We start from the raw sequence: 19373 nt of genomic DNA, 5'->3' as shown, positions 1-19373 counted from the left end.
CCGGCCCCGGACGGTCAGCCCCGCTCCGCCCGGTTGACGGCGGAGACGATCGCCTTCAGGGAGGCGCGGACGGTGTTGGTGTCCGTCCCCACGCCCCACAGGACCTTGCCGCCGACCGCGCACTCGACGTACGCGGCGGCCTGCGCGGTGGCACCCTCGCTCAGGGACTGCTCGCTGTAGTCCAGCACCCGCACGTCCACGTCGATGGAGGCCAGGGCGTCGATGAAGGCGGCGATGGGGCCGTTGCCGTGGCCGGTCAGCACGGTGTCGGCGCCGTCCACGACGGCCTCGACGCTCAGCGCGTCGCGGCCGTCGTCGGTGGTCAGCTTCTGGGCGCTGCGCAGGGCGATACGGCCCCAGGCGCTGCCGGGGGTGGGCAGGTACTCGTCCTCGAAGACGGACCAGATCTGCGCCGGGGTGATCTCGCCGCCCTCGCTGTCGGTCTTCGCCTGGATGATCTTCGAGAACTCGATCTGCATCCGGCGCGGCAGGTCCAGGTTGTGGTCGTTCTTCAGGACGTAGGCGATGCCGCCCTTGCCGGACTGGCTGTTGACCCGGATGACGGCCTCGTAGGAGCGGCCGACGTCCTTGGGGTCGATGGGCAGGTAGGGGACGGCCCAGGTCAGTTCGTCGACCGTGACGCCCTTGGCCCTCGCCTCGGCCTCCATGGCCTCGAAGCCCTTCTTGATGGCGTCCTGGTGGGAGCCGGAGAAGGACGTGTAGACCAGGTCGCCGGCGTAGGGGTGGCGCTCGGGCACCGGCATCTGGTTGCAGTACTCGTAGGTGCGGCGGATCTCGTCGATGTCGGAGAAGTCGATCTGCGGGTCGACGCCCTGGGAGAACAGGTTCATCCCGACGTTGACCAGGTCCAGGTTGCCGGTGCGCTCGCCCTGGCCGAACAGGCAGCCCTCGACGCGGTCCGCGCCGGCCATGACCGCCAGTTCGGCGGAGGCGACGCCGGTGCCGCGGTCGTTGTGCGGGTGGGCGGAGATGCACACGAACTCGCGGCGCGAGACGTTGCGCGACATCCACTCGATCTGGTCGGCGTACAGGTTGGGGGTGGAGCGCTCGACGGTGGAGGGCAGGTTCAGGATGATCTCGCGGCCGGCCTCGGGCTGCCAGACGTCCATGACCGCCTCGCACACCTCCAGGGCGAACTCCGGCTCGGTGTCGACGAAGATCTCCGGGCTGTACTGGTAGCCGAAGACGGTTTCGCCGCCCAGGATCTTCTCCGCGTACTCCATGACCAGCCGGGTGCCGTCGACGGCGATGGCCTTGACGTCGTCCTTGCTGCCGCGGAAGACCACCCGGCGGAAGACCGGGGCCGTGGCGTTGTACAGGTGGACGGTGGCCCGGGGGGCGCCCTTCAGGGACTCCACGGTGCGCTCGATCAGCTCCTCGCGCGCCTGGGTCAGCACCGAGATCGTCACGTCCTCGGGGATCGCGCCCTCCTCGACGATGGAGCGCACGAAGTCGAAGTCGGTGGCGCCCGAGGAGGGGAAGCCGACCTCGATCTCCTTGTAGCCCAGCCGTACCAGCAGGTCGAACATGGCGCGCTTGCGGGCCGGGGACATCGGGTCGATCAGGGCCTGGTTGCCGTCGCGCAGGTCGGTGGACAGCCAGCGGGGGGCCTTGGTGATCCGCTTGTTCGGCCAGGTCCGGTCGGGCAGCTCCACGGTCTGGAACGGCGCGTACTTGTGGACCGGCATCCCCGAGGGGCGCTGCGCGACGGTGGCCGCGGTGATCGGGGTGGGGCTGCCTGCGGCACCGGCGGTGGCGTGGGAGGACATCTGCGAGGGGCTCCTGTCGCGGGGGCTCGGAACGGCCGACGACGGCGTGATCACTGCAGCACCAGACTCCGCGGGGAGGGGGTCGGCCTAGAAGTGCAGGCCCTCGCCGCGGCGGCTAAGGAGGAGCAGCCCGAATCGCATGATGGGAAACACGCTAGCCCAACCCGTCCGCCGCGCGCATCAACGGCCGGGCGGATTCCACCATGCAAGACGGTGCGCTGATACAGCAGTCCACCGCAAAGGGCGGTTTGCACCCTTTTTCAGTAATCATCGCAGCAATCCCGGACACCCCGCCATGACCTCTGTCACATTGCGGCCATGGAAACCACGCGACTTCCGTTCTGCACCATCGTTCCGCCCCACATCACGGAGCGGCTGGCCCGCAGCGACGACCCGCGGCTGCGCGAGGCGGCCCGCCGCACGGCCGGCACGGACGTCCTGCAGCGCAACGCCCGCATCGCGGCGCAGCGGGCACGGATCCTCCCCCGGGCCGTCGAACGGCCCCCCGCTCCCCGGCCGCGCCGCACGGTGTACGACGCCGGGCACCGCCAGGCCCTGCCGGGCCGCAGGGCGCGGGCGGAGGGCGAGGGGGCGGTGGCCGACGCCTCCGTCAACCGGGCCTACGACGGCCTCGGGGCGACGTTCTCCCTCTACCTGGAGGAGTTCGACCGGTACTCGATCGACGGCGGCGGGCTGCCGCTGGACGCCACCGTGCACTTCGGCCGCGGCTACGACAACGCCTTCTGGGACGGCTCGCGGATGGTCTTCGGCGACGGGGACGGCGAGGTGTTCAAGGACTTCACCCTCTCCCTGGACGTCATCGGGCACGAACTGACCCACGGGGTGGTGCAGTACACCGCGGCCCTGGAGTACCACGGCCAGTCCGGCGCGCTGAACGAGTCGATGGCCGACGTCTTCGGCTCGCTGGTCAAGCAGTACGCCCTGGAGCAGACCGCGGCCGACGCCGACTGGCTGATCGGCGCCGACCTGCTGACCGACCGGGTGCGGGGGCGGGCGCTGCGGGACATGCGGGCCCCGGGCACCGCCTACGACGACGACGTGCTGGGCAAGGACCCGCAGCCGGCCACCATGGACGACTACGTGGAGACCCGCAGCGACAACGGCGGGGTCCACATCAACTCCGGCATCCCCAACCGCGCCTTCCACCTCGTCGCCGCCGAACTGGGCGGTTACGCCTGGGAGCGGGCCGGGCAGATCTGGTACGACGTGCTCGCCGGGGGACGGCTGCGGCCGGACGCCGGCTTCGCCGACTTCGCCGCGCTGACCGCCCGGGCGGCGCGGGAGCGGTTCGGCGGGGACGGACCGGAGGCGCAGGCCGTCTCCAAGGCGTGGGCACAGGTCGGTGTCGTGACGGAGGGATGAGCGCGGTGCGCATCGAGGTGGTCCGCAGCGGCGGGTTCGCGGGACGGACCCGCCGGGCGGCGGTGGAGACCGACGGACGCCCCGACGCGCCGGAGTGGCACGCGCTGGCCGACCGGGCGCTCGCCGCCGCCCCGCCGCCGGGCAGCGGCGGCGGGGTCCCGGACGGCTTCCACTACGGGATCAGCGCGGGCGGCCGCACCGCCCACTGGGCGGACCCGTACCTGACCGAGGAGCAGGCCGAACTGGTGGAGCGGGTGCTCGCCGAGGGCCACTGAGGGAACGGCACCGCCCGGCGCGGCACAGGCACCGGGGCCGGGGCCGCGGATCAGAAGCCCAGCTTGCGCAGCTGCTTGGGGTCGCGCTGCCAGTCCTTGGCCACCTTCACGTGCAGGTCGAGGAAGACCGGGGTGCCCAGCAGCGCCTCGATCTGCTTGCGGGACTTGCTGCCGACCTCCTTCAACCGGGCGCCCTTGGGGCCGATGACGATGCCCTTCTGGCTGGGGCGCTCGATGTAGAGGTTGGCGTGGACGTCCAGCAGCGGACGGTCGGCGGGCCGGCCCTCGCGGGGCAGCATCTCCTCGACCACGACGGCGATCGAGTGCGGCAGCTCGTCGCGCACGCCCTCCAGCGCCGCCTCGCGGATCAGCTCGGCGACCATGATCTGCTCGGGCTCGTCGGTGAGGTCGCCGTCCGGGTAGAGCGCCGGCCCCTCGGGGAGCAGCGGCACCAGCAGGTCGGCGAGGAGGCCGACCTGGTCGCCGGCGACGGCGGAGACCGGCACGATCTCGGCCCACTCGATGCCGAGTTCCTTGCCGAGCCGGTCGATCGCGATGAGCTGCTCGGTGAGGCGGTCCCGGTCGGCGAGGTCGGTCTTGGTGACCACCGCGACCTTCGGGGTGCGCTTGACCTCGGCGAGCTCCTTGGCGATGTAGCGGTCGCCGGGGCCGATCTTCTGGTCGGCGGGCAGGCAGAACCCGATCACGTCGACCTCGGCCCAGGTGGAGCGGACCAGGTCGTTGAGCCGCTCGCCGAGGAGGGTGCGCGGCTTGTGCAGGCCGGGCGTGTCGACGAGCACCAGCTGTGCGTCGGGGCGGTGCACGATGCCCCGCACGGTGTGCCGGGTGGTCTGCGGACGCCCCGAGGTGATCGCCACCTTCGTGCCCACCAGAGCGTTCGTGAGGGTGGACTTGCCGGCGTTGGGGCGGCCGACGAAGCAGGCGAAGCCGGAACGGTGCGGCGTCGGGGAGGAGGAGGAAGGAACGCTCATGGCGCCCATTGTCCCCGATGTTCGGCCGGCCCCCGCACCGTCCCGGCCGGAACGGCCCGGGACGGTGCGGGACGGCACGGGACGGCACGCGCAGGCCCCCGGAGCGGGCCCCGCACGGGGCCGGGCCTTCCGGGGCCGGGCCGCAGAGGCCGGATCTCCGGGGCCGGGCCGCAGGGGTCCGGCTCAGCCTGCGGCGACGGTGGCGCGCAGCACGCCGTCGGGTCCGGCGAGGTGGACCGGGGTGCCGGCGCCGGCCAGGTCGCGCACCGCGGCGCGGTCGTCCTCGCCGACGGCCTCGGCGGAGCCGACCACCGCTGCGGCCTCGAGGCCGCGGGCCCCGCTGGCGACGGCCATCGCCACCGCGGTCTGCAGCGCGCTCAGTTTCAGCGAGGGCAGGTCGACGGTGCCGGCGACGTAGGTGCGGCCGGTCTCGTCGCGTACGGCCGCGCCCTCCGGGACGCCGTTGCGGGCGCGGGCGCTGCGAGCCAGCGTGATGATCTTCAGATCTTCGGGGTCCAGGGCAGTCTCGTCGCTCATGACCGTCAGCGTAGACGAGCCGCCCCGGAGGGGTCCGGGGCGGCTCGTACGGGCTGCTGCCCGGTCCCGGGAAGCGCCCGGCCGGGAGACCGGAAGGGCGCCGGGTGCGGCGCAGCGGGGCGCCTCAGCGGTCGGCGGTCCCGCGGAGTTCGGGGACGGCTCCGGGGTTCTGCGGCCCCTCGGCCCCGGCCCGCCCGTCCCGGCGGCCCTGATCCTCGTCCCGGGCGGCCTCCGCGTCCTTCTCGTCCCGCGGCCCCTTCCCGTCCCGCCCGTCCGGCCCGTCCCGCTCGTCCTGCTCCTCCCGGCCGTCCGCCTCGGCCCGCTCGACCAGGACCGTGCCGATCCGGTTGCGCCGGCCGGCCACCGACTCGGCGGTCAGCCGCAGGCCCTCCACCACTGCCGTGGCGCCCTCGATCGGCACCTTGCCCAGGGCCTTGGCGAGCAGGCCGCCGACGGTCTCGACGTCCTCGTCCTCCAGGTCCAGCCCGTACAGCTCGCCCAGGTCCTCGACCGTCAGGCGGGCGGTGACCCGGTAGGTGCCGTCGCCCAGGGGCTCCACCGGCGGCAGCTCCCGGTCGTACTCGTCGGTGATCTCGCCGACGATCTCCTCCAGGATGTCCTCGATGGTCACCACACCGGCCGTGCCGCCGTACTCGTCGACGACCACCGCGACGTGGTTGCGGTCGCGCTGCATCTCGCGCAGCAGGTCGCCGGCGTTCTTGGTGTCGGGGACGAAGGTGGCCGGGCGCATGGCGGTGGAGACCAGCTCGTTCTCCAGGTCCCGGTTGATGTGCACCTTGCGGGCCAGGTCCTTGAGGTAGACGACGCCGACGATGTCGTCCTCGTTCTCCCCGGTGACCGGGATGCGGGAGAAGCCGCTGCGCAGCGCCAGGGTCAGCGCCTGCCGGATGGTCTTGAACCGCTCGATGACGACCAGGTCGGTGCGCGGCACCATCACCTCGCGCACGAGGGTGTCGCCGAGTTCGAAGACCGAGTGCACCATGCGGCGCTCCTCGTCCTCGATCAGCGACTCCGACTCGGCCAGGTCCACCATGGCCCGCAGCTCCGCCTCGGAGGCGAACGGCCCCTGACGGAAGCCCTTGCCGGGGGTGAGCGCGTTGCCGAGGAGGATCAGCAGCCGGGGCACCGGGCCCATGATCCGGGCCAGCGGCAGCAGCACATAGGCGGCGGCGGTGGCGGTGTTCAGCGGGTGCTGGCGGCCGATGGTGCGCGGCGAGACGCCGAGGGCGACGTAGGAGACCACCACCATCACGCCGATCGCGACGGCCAGGATCTGCCAGGTCTCCTCGAAGGTGTGCACGCACACCACCGTCACCAGTGCGGCGGCGGCCATCTCGCAGGCGACGCGCACCAGCAGCGCCACGTTCAGGTAGCGCGTCGGGTCGGCGGCGACCGCCGTCAGCTTCTCCGCGCCGCGCCGGCCGGCGCGGACGGCCGCCTCCGCCCGGAAGGTGGAGACGCGGGCCAGGCCGGCCTCGGCGCAGGCCGCCAGCCAGCCCACCACGACGAGCAGGACGGCGGCGACCACCATGGTCGAGTCGGGACTTCCGGACTCCACGGCGGTCAGCGGGTGGTCGGGGCGGGAGAGGGACCCTCGACGCCGCGCTCGGCGCGCCAGCCGTCCAGGATCGCCTTCTGCAGGCCGAACATCTCGCGCTCCTCGTCGGGCTCCTCGTGGTCGTAGCCCAGGACGTGCAGGACGCCGTGGACGGTGAGCAACTGCAGCTCCTCGTCCATGGAGTGCCCGGCGTCGGCGCCCTGCTTCTTCGCCACCTCCGGGCACAGGACGATGTCGCCGAGCAGGCCCTGCGGCGGCTCCTCGTCCTCCTTGCCCGGACGCAGCTCGTCCATCGGGAAGGACAGGACGTCGGTGGGGCCGGGCTCGTCCATCCACTGCACGTGCAGCTGCTCCATGGCCTCGGTGTCGACGACGATCACCGACAGCTCGGAGAGCGGGTGGATGCGCAGCCGCTGGAGCGCGTAGCGGGCCACGTCGAGCACCGCTTCCTCGTCGATGTCCCAGCCGGACTCGTTGTTGACGTCGATCGCCATCGTGCTGTCGTTGCCCTGTCGTTCTCGGGTCCCGCGGGGGATGCGGATGTTCAGTTCTCGTACCGGTCGTAGGCGTCCACGATCCGGCTGACCAGCTTGTGGCGGACCACGTCGGTGCTGGTCAGGCGGGAGAAGTGGACGTCCTCGACACCGTCCAGGATCTCCTGGACCTGGCGCAGGCCGCTCTTCGTGCCGCCGGGGAGGTCCACCTGGGTGACGTCTCCGGTGATCACGATCTTGGAGTTGAACCCGAGCCGGGTCAGGAACATCTTCATCTGCTCGGGGTTCGTGTTCTGCGCCTCGTCCAGGATGATGAAGGCGTCGTTGAGGGTGCGTCCGCGCATGTACGCCAGCGGGGCGACCTCGATCGTCCCGGCGGCCATCAGCCGCGGGATGGAGTCGGGGTCGAGCATGTCGTGCAGGGCGTCGTACAGCGGCCGCAGGTACGGGTCGATCTTCTCGTAGAGCGTGCCGGGCAGGAAGCCCAGCCGCTCGCCGGCCTCCACCGCCGGCCGGGTGAGGATGATCCGGGTGACCTGCTTGGACTGCAGGGCCTGCACGGCCTTGGCCATCGCCAGGTAGGTCTTGCCGGTACCGGCCGGGCCGATCCCGAAGACGACCGTGTGCTTGTCGATGGCGTCGACGTAGCGCTTCTGGTTGAGAGTCTTGGGACGGATGGTGCGGCCGCGGTTGGACAGGATGTTCTGGGTGAGCACCTGGGCGGGGCTCTCGGCGCCGCCCTCCCCCGTGCCGCGGAGCATGGCGATGGAGCGCTCGACCGCGTCCTCGGTCATCGGCTGACCGGTGCGCAGGACCAGCATCATCTCGTCGAAGAGCCGCTGGACGAGGGCGACCTCGGCGGCGTCGCCGGTCGCACTGATCTCGTTCCCGCGGACGTGGATGTCGGTGGACGGGAACGCGTTCTCGATGACTCGCAGGAGGGCGTCGCCGGAACCCAGCACGCTGACCATCGGGTGCTTGGCCGGGACGACGAAGTGGGCACGTGCCTGCGGTTGCGTCGGTGTCTGAGTCATGGGCCGGCTCTAGGGCCTGCTCTCATCCCGCTTTCGTATGTGGGACACGCCTCGTGGGCCTTCACCACCAGGGTACGACGGGAGGGCGCCGGGGGTGCCAGGGGTTTTCGTACGAACGCCCGCGCACGCACCCGCACGGGTGCTCCCGCGGGCGCACGCGCAGGCGCTTTCGCGTGCTCCCGCGGGCGCGCGGGAGGCCGCGGCGTCCGCGGCCGTCAACCGCCGGGGCGCCGCCGGCCGCCGGAATGCTGTCAGTCGCCGGGGGCGGGGCGGCCGAAGCCGATCGTGGGCACCGCGCGGCGCAGGGTGCGCCGGCCGCACCGTCCCGGCAGCAGGTCGTCCAGGAAGGCGTAGCGGCGCAGGACGTCGCCGGCGCCGGTGGAGGTCTCCTGGTCGTCGAACTGCTTGACGTGCTTCCACCAGGCCGCGATCTCCGCCCAGCCGGGCGCGGCCAGGGCGCCGCCGAACTCCTGCACCGACAGGGCGGCGGTGAGGTTGGCGAAGGCGAGGCGGTCCGCGAGCGGCCACCCGGCCAGCGCCCCGGTGGTGTAGCCGGCCACGAACACGTCCCCGGCGCCGGTCGGGTCCAGGGCCTCCACCGCCAGGGCCGGCACCGCGGCGCTCTCCCCGGTGGAGGAGTCGACCGCCACCGCACCGGCCCGGCCCGTCGTCACCACGGCGACCGGCACCAGCTCGGCGAGGGCGCGGGCGGCGGCCTCCGGGGAGTCGGTGCGGGTGTAGCGCACGGCCTCGGCGGCGTTCGGCAGGAACGCCTCGCAGTGCTCCAGGTCGGCCAGGTCCGCCGGGTCCCAGCGGCCGCTCTCGTCCCAGCCGACGTCGGCGAAGACCCGGCTGCCCTGCGCGTGCGCCCGGGCGATCCACTCCTCCCGGCGGCCCGGGACCAGGGAGGCGACGCACGCCCTGGCCGGCGGCGGGGTCGGCGGGGCCCCGGCGCAGGCCAGCGGCGGGGCGTCGTGGCCGTGCGAGACCATGGTGCGCTCGCCGTCGTAGGCCATGGAGACCGTGACCGGCGAGTGCCAGCCGGCGATCTTGCGGGACGGGGACAGGTCGATCCCCTCGTCGAGCGAGAGGGTGTCCCAGCAGTGGTCGCCGTAGACGTCGTCGCCGAACGCCGCCGCCAGGGAGGTGCGCAGGCCCAGCCGGCTCAGGGCGGTGGCCATGTTGGCCACGCCGCCCGGCCCCGAGCCCATCCCGCGCGCCCAGGTCTCCGTGCCGCACACAGGGGCGCTGTCCAGGCCGGTGAAGATGATGTCGAGGAAGACGGTGCCGGTCAGGTAGACGTCGCAGGGCGGGTCGTCGGGCGTGCGCAGTGCCGCCAGCGGGTCGAGCACCACGCCCCGGGCCGCGCCGCCGACCGAGGCCGCACCGGCCGCCACCACCGCGCCGCCGCCCGTCCCCGCGCCGCCCGTCCCCGCGCCGGCCGTCCCCGCGGCGACCGTCCCCGCGGCGCCGCGACCGCCCCCGCTCCGTGCTTCCCCGGTGCGCTCGCCCCCGGTGCGCTCGTCCGCGGCCTGTCCGCCGGCGGCCCGTCCGTCCGCGGCGCGCCCGTCCGCCGTGTGCCCTGCCGTCATGTGCCCAGCATCCTCCAAGTCCTCCGGCGCGGGCCGTCCCGACCCACCGGATCCCTCCGTGCCGACCGCCGCCCGCTGCGGTACGTTGCACCGGATCCGTTCGGGCCGCGGCGGCTGGAGGGCGCAAGCAGATGAGGCTGACCGTACTGGGCGGCGGGGGCTTCCGGGTCCCGCTGGTGTACCGGGCACTGCTGGAGGACGCCCCCGTGCTGGGCCGCGACGGGGCCCCGGTGGAGCTGGTCCTGCACGACACCGACCCGGCACGGCTGAAGGTGGTCCTGTCCGTGCTGGAGCGGGTCGCCGCGGCGCGCCCGGGGCCCGCGCCGGTGTCCTTCCGCGCCGCCGTCGACCTCGACGACGCGCTGCGCGGAGCGGACTTCGTCTTCTCCGCCATCCGGGTGGGCGGGACGGACGGACGGGTTGGCGACGAGCGCGCCCCCCTCGCCGAGGGCGTGCTGGGCCAGGAGACGGTCGGCGCGGGCGGCGTGCTGTACGGGCTGCGGACCGTGCCGGTGGCGACCGCGATCGCCGAGCGGGTGGCGGCGCTGGCCCCCGAGGCGTGGGTCATCAACTTCACCAACCCGGCGGGCACGGTCACCGAGGCGATGTCGCGGGTGCTCGGCGACCGGGTGATCGGCATCTGCGACTCCCCCGTCGGCCTGTGCCGGCGGGCCGCCCGCGCCCTGGGCGCGGACCCGGACCGGGCGATGTACGACTACGTCGGGCTCAACCACCTGGGCTGGCTGCGCCGCCTGGTGGTCGACGGCCGCGACCGGCTCCCGGAGCTGCTGGCCGACGACGAGGCGCTGGCCTCGTTCGAGGAGGGCAGGCTCTTCGGGGCCGGGTTCCTGCGGGTCCTGGGCGCGCTGCCCAACGAGTACCTGCACTACTACTACTTCCGGCGCGAGGCGCTGGCCGCGGTGAGGGCCTCCGAGACCACCCGCGGGGAGTTCCTCCGCGACCAGCAGGAGGCGTTCTTCTCGGCCGCCGCCGAACGCCCCGACCAGGCGTACGAGCTGTGGGAGCACACCCGGCTGGAGCGCGAGGAGACCTACCTGGCCGAGGCCCGGGCGGCCTCCGGCTCCTGGGAGCGGGACGCCTCCGACCTGGAGGGCGGCGGCTACGACCGGGTCGCGATGGCGCTGATGCGGGCGATCCGCAACGACGAGCGCACGACGCTGGTGCTGAACGTGCGCAACCGCTCGGCCGTGCCGTTCCTGGACGCCGACGCCGTGGTCGAGACGGTGTGCACGGTGGGCGCGGGCGGGGCGGTGCCGCTGGCGGCCGGACCGGTGCGCGAGGACCAGGCCGGCCTGATGCTCTCGCTCAAGGCGGTCGAGCGCGCCACGATCGAGGCCGCCACCACCGGCTCCCGGGCCGCCGCGGTCCGCGCCCTGGCGCTGCACCCCCTGGTCGACTCCGCCGCGGCCGCCGCCCGCATCCTCGACCGCAGCCGCCCCTGACCCGCCCGCCGGTCCCGGCCCGGGTCCGGGCACGGTTCCTGCCGCCTTCCCGCCCGCCCGTCGGCCGCCGCGGTCAGCGGCGCTTGGGCAGGGGGACGCGCATCAGGTCGGCGGCGACGGTCAGCTCGCCGTCGAAGCCGGCCGCCCGGGCCTGGCGGGCGAACTCTGCGGGGTCGGTGTAGCGCTGGGAGAAGTGGGTGAGCACCAGGTGCCGGACGCCGGACTGCGCCGCCACCCGCCCGGCCTGCCCGGCCGTCAGGTGGCCGTGCTCGGTGGCGAGGGAGACGTCCTCGGCGAGGAAGGTGGACTCGATCACCAGCATGTCGGCGTCCTCGGCGAGGGCGAACACCCCTTCGCACAGCCGGGTGTCCATGACGAAGGCGAACCTCTGCCCGGGGCGCGGCTCGCTGACGTCCTCCAGGCGGACCGTCCGCCCGTCCGGCGCGGCGGCGGCGCCCTCGCGCTGCAGCCGGCCCACGGCGGGCCCGGACAGGCCGGCCTCGGCGAGCCGCCCGGGCAGCATGCGCCGCCCGTCCGGTTCGACCAGCCGGTAGCCGAACGCCTCCACCGGGTGCGACAGCAGGCGGGCCTCGATGGTGAAGTCCTCCGTGGTGTCCAGGACACCGTCGGCGCTCACCGGTGCCTGGCGGATCGACACGGTCTCGCGGAACGCGCTGGCGTGCCGCAGCCGGTCGAAGAAGCGCTGCCCGCTCGCCGGGTAGTGCGCGGTGACCGGGTGCGGCACGCGGTCCAGGTTGATGCGCTGCACCACCCCGGCCAGCCCCAGGCAGTGGTCCCCGTGGAAGTGCGTGACGCAGATCCGGGTGAGGTCGTGGGCGGCGACGCCGGCCCGCAGCATCTGCCGCTGGGTTCCCTCGCCCGGGTCGAACAGCAGGCCGTGCGAACCCCAGCGCAGCAGGTAGCCGTTGTGGTTGCGGTGCCGGGTGGGGACCTGGCTGGCCGTGCCGAGGACGACCAGTTCACGCACTGACATGCGGGGACCCTATCCGGGGGGCCACTCGAGGCCGCGGCCGCCCAGGACGTGGGCGTGCGCGTGGAAGACGGTCTGGCCGGCGCCGGTCCCGGTGTTGAACACGATCCGGTAGCCGGTCCCGTCGATGCCGTCCTCCAGCGCCACCTCGCGTGCCTCGCGCAGCACGTCGGCGGCCACCTCGGGCTTGGCGGCGGCCAGCGAGGCCGCGTCCGGGTAGTGCGCCTTGGGGATGACGAGGACGTGGGTCGGGGCCTGCGGGTTTATGTCCCGGAACGCGACGGTGGTCTCGGTCTCGCGCACCACGGTCGCCGGCACGCCGCCCGCGACGATCTTGCAGAACAGGCAGTCCGCCTGCGATTCACCGGCCACTGGGCCCTCCTGGATCAGCTGTGCCGTACGGGCGGCATGCTATCGGCCCGCGGCGACACCGGGCCGACCCCGACGGCGCCCGGTCCGCGCAGGCGGGTGTCGGGAGGGCAAAGCCGCCGTCGGCGGCGCGGGCCACGGCCTAGAATCCGGACAGTCGCCCCCGCCGAGTCCGCCGCGGTTTCCCGTGCTCCCGTGCTCGTCCGGGCGCGAGCCGTCGGGCGAAGCGCCGCGAATCCCGTTCCTCCGCAATCGGCCGCGGCGCGAACCCGCCGCCTCTTGCGGCGGGCCTGGCCGGACTCCCCTGCGAACGGGACGAATCTCCACCGCTGCCGCCCTTGTCGGCAAGTGGCGTCACCGAAAGTGTACGGAAGGGCTAAAATATACAGACCGAGTGGTTTATTTCCTCAGGGCATGTTCCGACGCCTGCCCGCAAAACCGTCTCGAAACCGGGAAACAGGAGGTGCAGTGGCCAAGCAGGAGCGGGCGGTCAGGACACGGCAGGCGATCCTGGAGGCTGCCGCGTCCATCTTCGACGAGCGGGGCTACGAGTCCGCGAGCATCGCCGAGATCCTGGCGCGCGGCGCGCTGACCAAGGGGGCCCTGTACTTCCACTTCACCTCCAAGGAGGACCTGGCCCGCGGTGTGGTCGCCGCTCAGGGCGAAGTGCTGCAGGTGGTCGAGGGCGACTCGCCCCTGCAGTCCCTGATCGACACGAGCCTGCGGATCGCCGACAGGCTGCAGACGGACGTCGTGCTGCGGGCCGGCATCCGGCTCACCGTGGAGGGCGGGGTCTTCGGCCTGCCGGGCGCCGCCCCCTACCAGGCGTGGATCGAGGCGTACGAGCGGCTGCTGGCCGCCGCCCTGTCGGAGGGCGAGCTGCTGCCGCACGTGGACCCGGAGGAGACCGCGGAACTACTGGTCGGAAGCTTCATCGGCACCCAGGTGCTCGACCGGGCCCGCGGCGGCCACCGGGACCTGTCCGCGCGCGTGACCGCGCTGTGGCAGCACCTGCTGCCCGGCATCGCCGCGTGCGGGATGTTGCCGCGCCTGCGCACGGAGGCACCCGGCGGGACGCCTCCCCCGCTCCGGAACCGGTCCGGAGGGCGTCCCGCGGCCGGACCCCGGAACGGGGAGGTGCCTTCCACCGCCGGACAGCGGTGACGCCCTCAGGCCACGGTGGCCTCGCCGCCCCCGGACGTGGCGGACAGTGCGGGCATCGGTTCGACCGCTCCGGCGAAGGGGGCGATGCGGGAGTGCAGGACCTGGTGGTGGAGGCGTTTGAGCTCGATCGAGGGCTCGATGCCCTGGGCGGCCTTGAGGGCAGCGCGCAGCCGGTTATACGCGCGTAGCGCATCAAGGCGCCGCCCCACCCGGCAGAGGGTGATCATGTGCTGCCGGTGCAGGCCCTCGTGCAGCGGGTACTGCGCGCAGAGCGCTGCGATCTCGCCCACCAGCGCGTGATGGCGCCCCATGTTCAGGTCGGCCTCGACCCGGCAGCCGAGCACGCTCAGCCGCGACTCCTCCAGGCGGAGCGCCTCACGGTGCAGTTCGGGGCCGCTGCGCACGTCGGCCAGCGCCGGGCCGCGCCACAGGGCCAGTGCCCGGCCGAAACGCTGGGCCGCGAGGCGGTGGTTCCCGGACTTCTGGGCCTCGTGCCCGGCCTCGGCCAGCCGGTCGAACTCCCGCACGTCGCTGCTGCTCTCCCCTGCCCTGAGGACGTACCCGCAGCTGGTTCCGACGATGATCTCCTTGGGGTCGACCGGTTCCTCCCCGCCGCTCCCCTGCTCGGCCGCGGCCCGCACGCGGGCACGCAGGGAGGAGACGTACCCCTGGAGCGTGAGATGGGCCGTGCGCGGACGGTCGCCTCCCCATAACTCCGCACAGATGGTCTCCACCGGAACCGGCTGACCCGCGCGGACCGCCAGCAGGCCGAGGAGTCGACGGGGCTTGGCCGCGGTGGGCACCACGGAGAGTCCCGAGTATCTGACGGTCAGTGGTCCGAGCACGGCAACGTCCATTGCGGCGACCCCTTCGAGGGCAGTTCATCCGACAAGGTGGAACGACTGACGGGGTCATGGCACACTCCCCTCCTTGAAAAAATACCACAGGAGCGGTTTTTTTTCACGCACGTCGAGTAAACCTTCGGATTCTCTCCGTGTCGCGGGCCCGGCCCTGCGGACGGGCCCGCGACACGGTGGAGGGGAGCGCCGGAAGACCCCGGCTCAGCGCGCGGGGACGGCGGCACCCTCCCCTTCCGCGTCCGCCCCCTCGGACGCCGAACGGCCGGCGGGCGGCGGCCCGGGGCGGTCCATCAGCCGACCGCCCCCGGGCGGGCCGGCGGGGCCGCCGGCCAGGGCCAGCCCGTACCACAGGACCGCCTGGTTGGAGGTGACCACCGGGAGCCCGGTCTCCCGCTCCAGGGAGACGATCGCCTCCCAGGAGCGGAAGCCGCTGCCGGGCAGCAGGATGCCGTCGGCGTCCCCGGGCAGGCCCCGCAGCACCTGGTCGCAGACCTCCTGCGGGTGCACCTCCCAGCGGGCGCCGAGGTCGAAGGCGTTGTACCGGGCCACCCCCTCCCACCGGGGTCCGAGGTCGAACTGCAGCAGCCCGCACGGCCGCATCCCCGCCCCGGCCAGGTACTCCTCCGTCGCACGGAACGTGGGCTCGGTGAACCACGGCGGCATCACCGCCAGCGGCCTGCGCACGCCACCGGCGCGCATGGCGGCCGTCATGGCCGTGGCCGCGGTGAACACCGGCACGCCGTGGGAGAACCCCTCGGCGACCTCGGTGAACTCCCGGTCGAAGTCCTGGCCCCCGAAGAAGCTGCTGGACCCGAAGCACAGAGCGATGCAGTCCGCGCCGAGCCTGCCCAGCTGGTCCAGGCCGCGGACGACGTCGGGCGCCTCGGCGAGCGCGCGGGCGGCGCTGCCGGTGTACTCGCCGTCGACGGGGCGGGGGCACTCGAACCGCGCGGCGTGCACGGACACTCCCGGCACCCGGCCCAGGCCCAGTTCGATCTCCGGAACGGGATCGTTGTGGATCACCAGCGCGCCCAGCCGGGCGGTGGCGGGGGACGTCCCGGTCATGCCTTCACCTCCGCGGTCGTGCCGGCCGTCGCGCTCTGTCGCGCCCCGCCGGCGAAACTTGTCCAGGCCAGCACCGCACCGACCAGGGCGATCCCACCGGCCATGGTGAAACCGGCCGCGAAGCTCCCCGTGTCCGGGGCGGTTCCGAGCACCAGCACCAGGACGGCCACCCCCAGCGCTCCGCCCGCGTACTGACTGGTGGTCATCAGTGCGCCCGCAGTGCCCTGGTGGGAGTCGGGAACGTCCCGGGTGCCTCCCACGAACATGCTGGTGTAGATCATTCCGTGGCCGATGCCGCTGACCAGAAGGCCGGGGAGCATCGCGGCGGCGTACCCCTCCAGGCCGACGGACAGCGCCAGCAGGACCAGCCCCGCGGCGCCGAGGAGGAAGGCGGCGGAGAGGGTGCGCCTGACGCCCCAGGGGGTGAGCAGGCGCCCGGCGACGGTGTTGCCGAGGGTGATGCACACCGCCAGCGGGAGGAACGCGATTCCCGCCTGCAGGGGCGTGAAGCCGCGCTGGTCCTGCAGCGCCAGCGTGACCAGGTAGAACTCCACTCCGGCGACGCTGGCCATGTACAGGGCGGCGGCACCGCATCCGGCCAGTAGGGTGCGGGTGCGGCGCAGTACCGGGGCGACCAGCGGCTGCGCGCTGGAACGCTCGCGCAGGAGGAAGGCGGCGAGCAGCACGGCGGTCGCGGCGAAGCACGCCAGGGCCGTCCGGTCGCCCCAGCCCGCCTCCGAGGCCCGGGTCAGGCCGAGGGTGGAGACGAGCACCGTCGCCGTGCACAGCACCGCGCTGACGACGTTGAGCGGGGCCGCTGAGCGCGCGAGGCGCACGGGGGCCGGCAGGACCTTGGGGGCTGCCAGCACGCACACCAGGGCGAAGGGGAGGTTGACCAGGAAGGTCCAGCGCCAGGACACCGTCGTGAGCAGGCCGCCGAGCACCACGCCGGCGGCCAGGCCGCTGGCGCCCACGGTCCCCCAGACGGCCAGGGCCCGGGTACGGGCCGGACCGGGCTCGAAAGTGGTGTTCACCAGGGCCAGGATCGAGGGCTGCAGGGTGGCGGCCGCCACGCCCTGGGCCGCGCGGGCGACCAGCAGCACGGCCGCTCCCTGGGCGATGCCCCCGGCCAAGGAGGCCACCCCGAACAGCAGCAGGGCCGCGACGAACAGGGTGCGTGCACCGATGCGGTCCGCGGCCCGCCCGCCGAGCACGAGGAATCCGGCGAAGAACACCGCGTAGGCGCTGACGACCCACTGCACGGCGCTCTCGGAGAGGGCCAGGTCGGCGCCCATGCTGGGCAGCGCGACGAAGATGACGGAGAAGTCCAGGGCGATGAGGAACTGGGCGGCGGACAGGGTCGCCAGTCCGGCGGCGGCCCGCGACGACGGCTTCGGGGCCGCCTGGGCCGTCCGGTCGGATACGGTCATGTGCTGATCACCACTTCGGTGCTGGGGGTTGCGGGGTACGGGGGCTCCTCGCCGTCCCGGGAGGCGGGTGCCCGGTCGGGTGCGGGCCCGGACAGGGTGGATCCGGACAGGGTGAGTTCGGACAGGGCCCGTCCGACCGCCGGGGCGGAGTGCTCCACCCGGTGGGCCCCGGCCTCGAACAGGGCCCGGGTGTCGGCGACTCCGTAGGAGACCCCGATCGCGGTCATGCCGGCGGACCGAGCCATGCGCATGTCATCCACTGCGTCACCGACCACGACGCACTCGGCGGCGGGGCGGCGCAACAGGTCCGCCGCCAGCAGGGCGAGGTCGGGGTGCGGCTTGCCCCGTTCGGCCATGCCGTGGCACACCACGGCGTCGAAACAGGACGCCAGCCCTGCCGACTCGAGCATTTCCTCGGCCCCCGCGCGGACCTTGCTGGTGACGACCGCGAGCGGGTGGCCGTCGCTTCGCAGTTCCTGCAGGAGCGTCACCACGCCGGGCAGGACGAGCCGGGGGGCGTCGGGCACCACGGTGTCGCGGAAGAGGGTCCGGAAGCGCTCGGCGGCTCGTGAGACCGTCGGATCGCCCTCGTCGAGTCGCAGCAGGGAGGCGAAGGACGGGACCAGGGGGCGCCCGACGGTCGCCCGCACCTCCAGGGCATCGGGCCGGGGGGTGCCGAGTTCCTCGAGGACCGTGCACAGGGTGGTCACGATGGCGCCCGGGGTGTCCACCAGGGTGCCGTCCATGTCGAACAGGACCGCGGGGCTCATCGGGCACGCCCCCCGGTGGAGCCGAGCGCCGCGGTCATCTCCACGGCGAACCGGCCGGCCAGGGAGGCCGTGGACAGCAGCACCGCACGGTTGGCGGCGGTGGTGCGCCCCTCGGTCGCCGCGGCGATCGCCTTGAGCAGGTAGGGGGTGATCGCCGGACCGCTCACCCCGTCCCGCTCCGCCAGGAGGGTGGCGTCGGCCAGTGCCTGCTCGATGTCGGAGGAGGGGATGCCGTCGGCCTCCGCGATGGGGTGGGTGACCAGGACCGAGCCGGACCCGCCGGCGGCCCAGTGCGTGACGGCGGCCGCGGCGATTTCCCCGAGGTCGTCGAGGCGGTGCGGGTTGCGCACCCCGCTGGAGACGCTGAGGTAGGCCGGGAAGTCGTCGCACCGGTAGCCGATGACCGGGACGCCCGCGGTCTCCAGCCATTCCAGGGTGAGCGCGGGGTGGAGCATCGACTTGGCCCCGGCGCAGACCACGGCGAGGCGGCTGCGGGTGAACTGGGCCAGGTCCGCGGAGATGTCGAAGGACTGCGGGGCGTCGCGGTGCACGCCGCCGATGCCGGCCACCGCGAAGACGCTCAGGCCGGCCAGCTCGGCCCCCATGAGCGAGGCCGAGACGGTGGTGCCGCCCGGCCCTCCGGCAGCCAGGACGACGCCCATGTCGCGGGTACTGACCTTGGGTGCGTCGGGGGTGGTGGCGAACCGCTCCAGGTGGTCGTCGGTCATGCCCACGAGGATCCGGCCGTCCAGGAGGCCGATCCGGGCGGGCACGGCTCCGGCGTCCCGGACGGCCTTGTCGATGGCCACGGCCATCTCCAGGTTGGCCGGATAGGCGGGCCCCTGGGGAATGTTGGACGACTCCAGGGCGACCACGGGCCTGCCCTCGTGGACGGCCTCGGCCACCTCCTCCGCGATGTCCAGCAGGTCGGTGCCGGCGCCGGCGGCCAGGGACATGGTGCCTCCTTGTGACGGGGACGTACGTTCGGTGGACGTTCTCGTCGGGCGGCCGGGGCGGGTGCCCGGCCGCTCCGCGGGGCGGTGCGGGGTGTTTCCGTGCGAGGTGTTTCCGTGCGGGTGCGGGCGGACCCGGAGGGGGCCGGTCAGGAGAGGGTGCGCGCCCGCCAGTCGTCGAAGGGGCGCCGGCTTCCCGGCACGGGCAGGTGCGTCGCCCTCATGGGCCAGTCCGCCGGGTCGGCGGTGAGGAGTGCGTACGAGTCCGTGTAGTCGAAGCCCGCACTGGCGGCGGTGTGCCGGTCGGCGGCGAAGACGACCTGGTCGACGTGGCACCAGATCGCGGCCGCGTAGCACAGCGGGCAGGGTTCGCCGGAGGCCACGAGCAGCGATCCGGCCAGGGCGGCGGGGCCGTGCTCGGCGGCAGCGCGGCGCAGGGCGACCATCCCGGCGTGCGCGGTGGGGTCGCGGTCCTCCTGCACCCGGTCGACGCCGGTGCCCAGGACCCGATCCCCGCGCACGACCAGGGCCGCGAACGGGACCCCGCCCTCCGCGACGTGCCGGACCGACAGGTCGACCGTCAGGCGGGCGTACTCGTACAGGTCCGCGTACGTCGCAGGCATCGCCTCACG

19 protein-coding genes are annotated in these 19373 nt (G+C 73.6%); 4 read left to right on the top strand and 15 right to left on the bottom strand.

Translation table 11 applies throughout. The annotated features are described in order from the left end of the window. Window positions 1-14: 14 nt before the first annotated feature. A complete protein-coding gene (leuA, locus tag GQS52_RS19140; protein ID WP_182314589.1) occupies window positions 15-1790 on the bottom strand; it encodes a 2-isopropylmalate synthase in 1776 nt (591 codons plus the stop codon). 318 nt (window positions 1791-2108) lie between these two features. Between leuA and GQS52_RS19135 the strand changes: the two genes are divergently transcribed. Continuing rightward, entirely contained in the window at window positions 2109-3173 is a 1065-nt protein-coding gene (locus tag GQS52_RS19135; RefSeq protein WP_182314588.1) for a M4 family metallopeptidase, read from the top strand. A gap of 5 nt (window positions 3174-3178) precedes the next feature. Further along, entirely contained in the window at window positions 3179-3448 is a 270-nt protein-coding gene (locus GQS52_RS19130) for a protealysin inhibitor emfourin (protein WP_182316566.1), read from the top strand. Window positions 3449-3498: 50 nt separating this feature from the next. Here the strand turns inward: GQS52_RS19130 and era are convergent, their stop codons facing one another. The 6 genes from era to GQS52_RS19100 all read right to left on the bottom strand — a co-directional run bounded on the left by era (window position 3499) and on the right by GQS52_RS19100 (window position 9676). Next, window positions 3499-4449, bottom strand: a complete 951-nt coding sequence (gene era / locus GQS52_RS19125; protein ID WP_182314587.1) for a GTPase Era — start codon at window positions 4447-4449, stop codon at window positions 3499-3501. Between the two features lie 174 nt (window positions 4450-4623). Beyond that, entirely contained in the window at window positions 4624-4977 is a 354-nt protein-coding gene (locus GQS52_RS19120; protein WP_182314586.1) for a cytidine deaminase, read from the bottom strand. A 124-nt stretch (window positions 4978-5101) separates the two neighbouring features. Beyond that, window positions 5102-6529 carry a hemolysin family protein gene (locus GQS52_RS19115; protein ID WP_182316565.1) on the bottom strand — a complete coding sequence of 476 codons (1428 nt, stop codon included), beginning with the start codon at window positions 6527-6529 and terminating at the stop codon, window positions 5102-5104. Window positions 6530-6561: 32 nt separating this feature from the next. Beyond that, on the bottom strand, window positions 6562-7050 hold the full coding sequence (gene ybeY, locus GQS52_RS19110; RefSeq protein WP_182314585.1) for an rRNA maturation RNase YbeY: 489 nt from the start codon (window positions 7048-7050) through the stop codon (window positions 6562-6564). 50 nt (window positions 7051-7100) lie between these two features. Further along, window positions 7101-8084, bottom strand: coding sequence for a PhoH family protein (locus GQS52_RS19105; protein ID WP_182314584.1), 984 nt, complete (start codon window positions 8082-8084; stop codon window positions 7101-7103). A gap of 251 nt (window positions 8085-8335) precedes the next feature. Continuing rightward, window positions 8336-9676, bottom strand: coding sequence for a PfkB family carbohydrate kinase (locus GQS52_RS19100; RefSeq protein WP_182314583.1), 1341 nt, complete (start codon window positions 9674-9676; stop codon window positions 8336-8338). A 131-nt stretch (window positions 9677-9807) separates the two neighbouring features. On the opposite strand from GQS52_RS19100, the gene GQS52_RS19095 reads away from it, so the two are divergent. Next, entirely contained in the window at window positions 9808-11139 is a 1332-nt protein-coding gene (locus GQS52_RS19095; protein WP_182314582.1) for a 6-phospho-beta-glucosidase, read from the top strand. Window positions 11140-11212: 73 nt separating this feature from the next. On the opposite strand, the gene GQS52_RS19090 is transcribed toward GQS52_RS19095, so the two are convergent. Beyond that, entirely contained in the window at window positions 11213-12133 is a 921-nt protein-coding gene (locus GQS52_RS19090; protein ID WP_182314581.1) for a ribonuclease Z, read from the bottom strand. Window positions 12134-12142: 9 nt separating this feature from the next. Further along, window positions 12143-12502, bottom strand: a complete 360-nt coding sequence (locus tag GQS52_RS19085; protein ID WP_182314580.1) for a histidine triad nucleotide-binding protein — start codon at window positions 12500-12502, stop codon at window positions 12143-12145. A 465-nt stretch (window positions 12503-12967) separates the two neighbouring features. Here GQS52_RS19085 and GQS52_RS19080 point away from each other — a divergent pair, with 465 nt between their 5' ends. Next, a complete protein-coding gene (locus tag GQS52_RS19080) occupies window positions 12968-13663 on the top strand; it encodes a ScbR family autoregulator-binding transcription factor (RefSeq protein ID WP_182314579.1) in 696 nt (231 codons plus the stop codon). Between the two features lie 5 nt (window positions 13664-13668). On the opposite strand, the gene GQS52_RS19075 is transcribed toward GQS52_RS19080, so the two are convergent. The 6 genes from GQS52_RS19075 to GQS52_RS19050 form a co-directional block, all read right to left on the bottom strand. After that, window positions 13669-14508 (bottom strand): AfsR/SARP family transcriptional regulator, encoded by an 840-nt coding sequence (locus GQS52_RS19075; protein ID WP_259370858.1) that lies wholly within the window; start codon window positions 14506-14508, stop codon window positions 13669-13671. Between the two features lie 216 nt (window positions 14509-14724). Continuing rightward, window positions 14725-15588 (bottom strand): hypothetical protein, encoded by an 864-nt coding sequence (locus GQS52_RS19070; RefSeq protein WP_182314577.1) that lies wholly within the window; start codon window positions 15586-15588, stop codon window positions 14725-14727. After that, window positions 15585-17018, bottom strand: coding sequence for an MFS transporter (locus tag GQS52_RS19065; RefSeq protein WP_182314576.1), 1434 nt, complete (start codon window positions 17016-17018; stop codon window positions 15585-15587). The genes GQS52_RS19070 and GQS52_RS19065 overlap by 4 nt, the downstream gene beginning before the upstream one ends. Then, entirely contained in the window at window positions 17015-17788 is a 774-nt protein-coding gene (locus tag GQS52_RS19060; protein ID WP_182314575.1) for an HAD family hydrolase, read from the bottom strand. The genes GQS52_RS19065 and GQS52_RS19060 overlap by 4 nt, the downstream gene beginning before the upstream one ends. After that, window positions 17785-18744, bottom strand: coding sequence for a pseudouridine-5'-phosphate glycosidase (locus GQS52_RS19055; protein WP_182314574.1), 960 nt, complete (start codon window positions 18742-18744; stop codon window positions 17785-17787). Before GQS52_RS19055 ends, GQS52_RS19060 begins: the two co-directional genes overlap by 4 nt. 146 nt (window positions 18745-18890) lie before the next feature. Continuing rightward, a complete protein-coding gene (locus tag GQS52_RS19050) occupies window positions 18891-19364 on the bottom strand; it encodes a nucleoside deaminase (RefSeq protein ID WP_182314573.1) in 474 nt (157 codons plus the stop codon). Window positions 19365-19373 lie beyond the last annotated feature (9 nt).

It is taken from the genome of Streptomyces sp. SCUT-3 (assembly GCF_014083985.1).
Lineage (GTDB): Bacteria > Actinomycetota > Actinomycetes > Streptomycetales > Streptomycetaceae > Streptomyces_H > Streptomyces_H thermolineatus.
Note: the sequence above shows the minus strand (reverse complement) of the source record. Positions and strands in the feature narration are given on the sequence as shown.

What these genes read in the sequence shown, in the direction of transcription:
- GQS52_RS19060 (WP_182314575.1), bottom strand. Translation starts at nt 17,788, where the DNA reads ATGAGCCCCGCGGTCCTGTTCGACATGGACGGCACCCTGGTGGACACC.
- GQS52_RS19090 (WP_182314581.1), bottom strand. Translation starts at nt 12,133, where the DNA reads ATGTCAGTGCGTGAACTGGTCGTCCTCGGCACGGCCAGCCAGGTCCCC.
- GQS52_RS19055 (WP_182314574.1), bottom strand. Translation starts at nt 18,744, where the DNA reads ATGTCCCTGGCCGCCGGCGCCGGCACCGACCTGCTGGACATCGCGGAG.
- GQS52_RS19050 (WP_182314573.1), bottom strand. Translation starts at nt 19,364, where the DNA reads ATGCCTGCGACGTACGCGGACCTGTACGAGTACGCCCGCCTGACGGTC.
- ybeY (WP_182314585.1), bottom strand. Translation starts at nt 7,050, where the DNA reads ATGGCGATCGACGTCAACAACGAGTCCGGCTGGGACATCGACGAGGAA.
- GQS52_RS19120 (WP_182314586.1), bottom strand. Translation starts at nt 4,977, where the DNA reads ATGAGCGACGAGACTGCCCTGGACCCCGAAGATCTGAAGATCATCACG.
- GQS52_RS19135 (WP_182314588.1), top strand. Translation starts at nt 2,109, where the DNA reads ATGGAAACCACGCGACTTCCGTTCTGCACCATCGTTCCGCCCCACATC.
- GQS52_RS19095 (WP_182314582.1), top strand. Translation starts at nt 9,808, where the DNA reads ATGAGGCTGACCGTACTGGGCGGCGGGGGCTTCCGGGTCCCGCTGGTG.
- GQS52_RS19070 (WP_182314577.1), bottom strand. Translation starts at nt 15,588, where the DNA reads ATGACCGGGACGTCCCCCGCCACCGCCCGGCTGGGCGCGCTGGTGATC.
- GQS52_RS19105 (WP_182314584.1), bottom strand. Translation starts at nt 8,084, where the DNA reads ATGACTCAGACACCGACGCAACCGCAGGCACGTGCCCACTTCGTCGTC.
- leuA (WP_182314589.1), bottom strand. Translation starts at nt 1,790, where the DNA reads ATGTCCTCCCACGCCACCGCCGGTGCCGCAGGCAGCCCCACCCCGATC.
- GQS52_RS19065 (WP_182314576.1), bottom strand. Translation starts at nt 17,018, where the DNA reads ATGACCGTATCCGACCGGACGGCCCAGGCGGCCCCGAAGCCGTCGTCG.
- era (WP_182314587.1), bottom strand. Translation starts at nt 4,449, where the DNA reads ATGGGCGCCATGAGCGTTCCTTCCTCCTCCTCCCCGACGCCGCACCGT.
- GQS52_RS19115 (WP_182316565.1), bottom strand. Translation starts at nt 6,529, where the DNA reads ATGGTGGTCGCCGCCGTCCTGCTCGTCGTGGTGGGCTGGCTGGCGGCC.
- GQS52_RS19100 (WP_182314583.1), bottom strand. Translation starts at nt 9,676, where the DNA reads ATGACGGCAGGGCACACGGCGGACGGGCGCGCCGCGGACGGACGGGCC.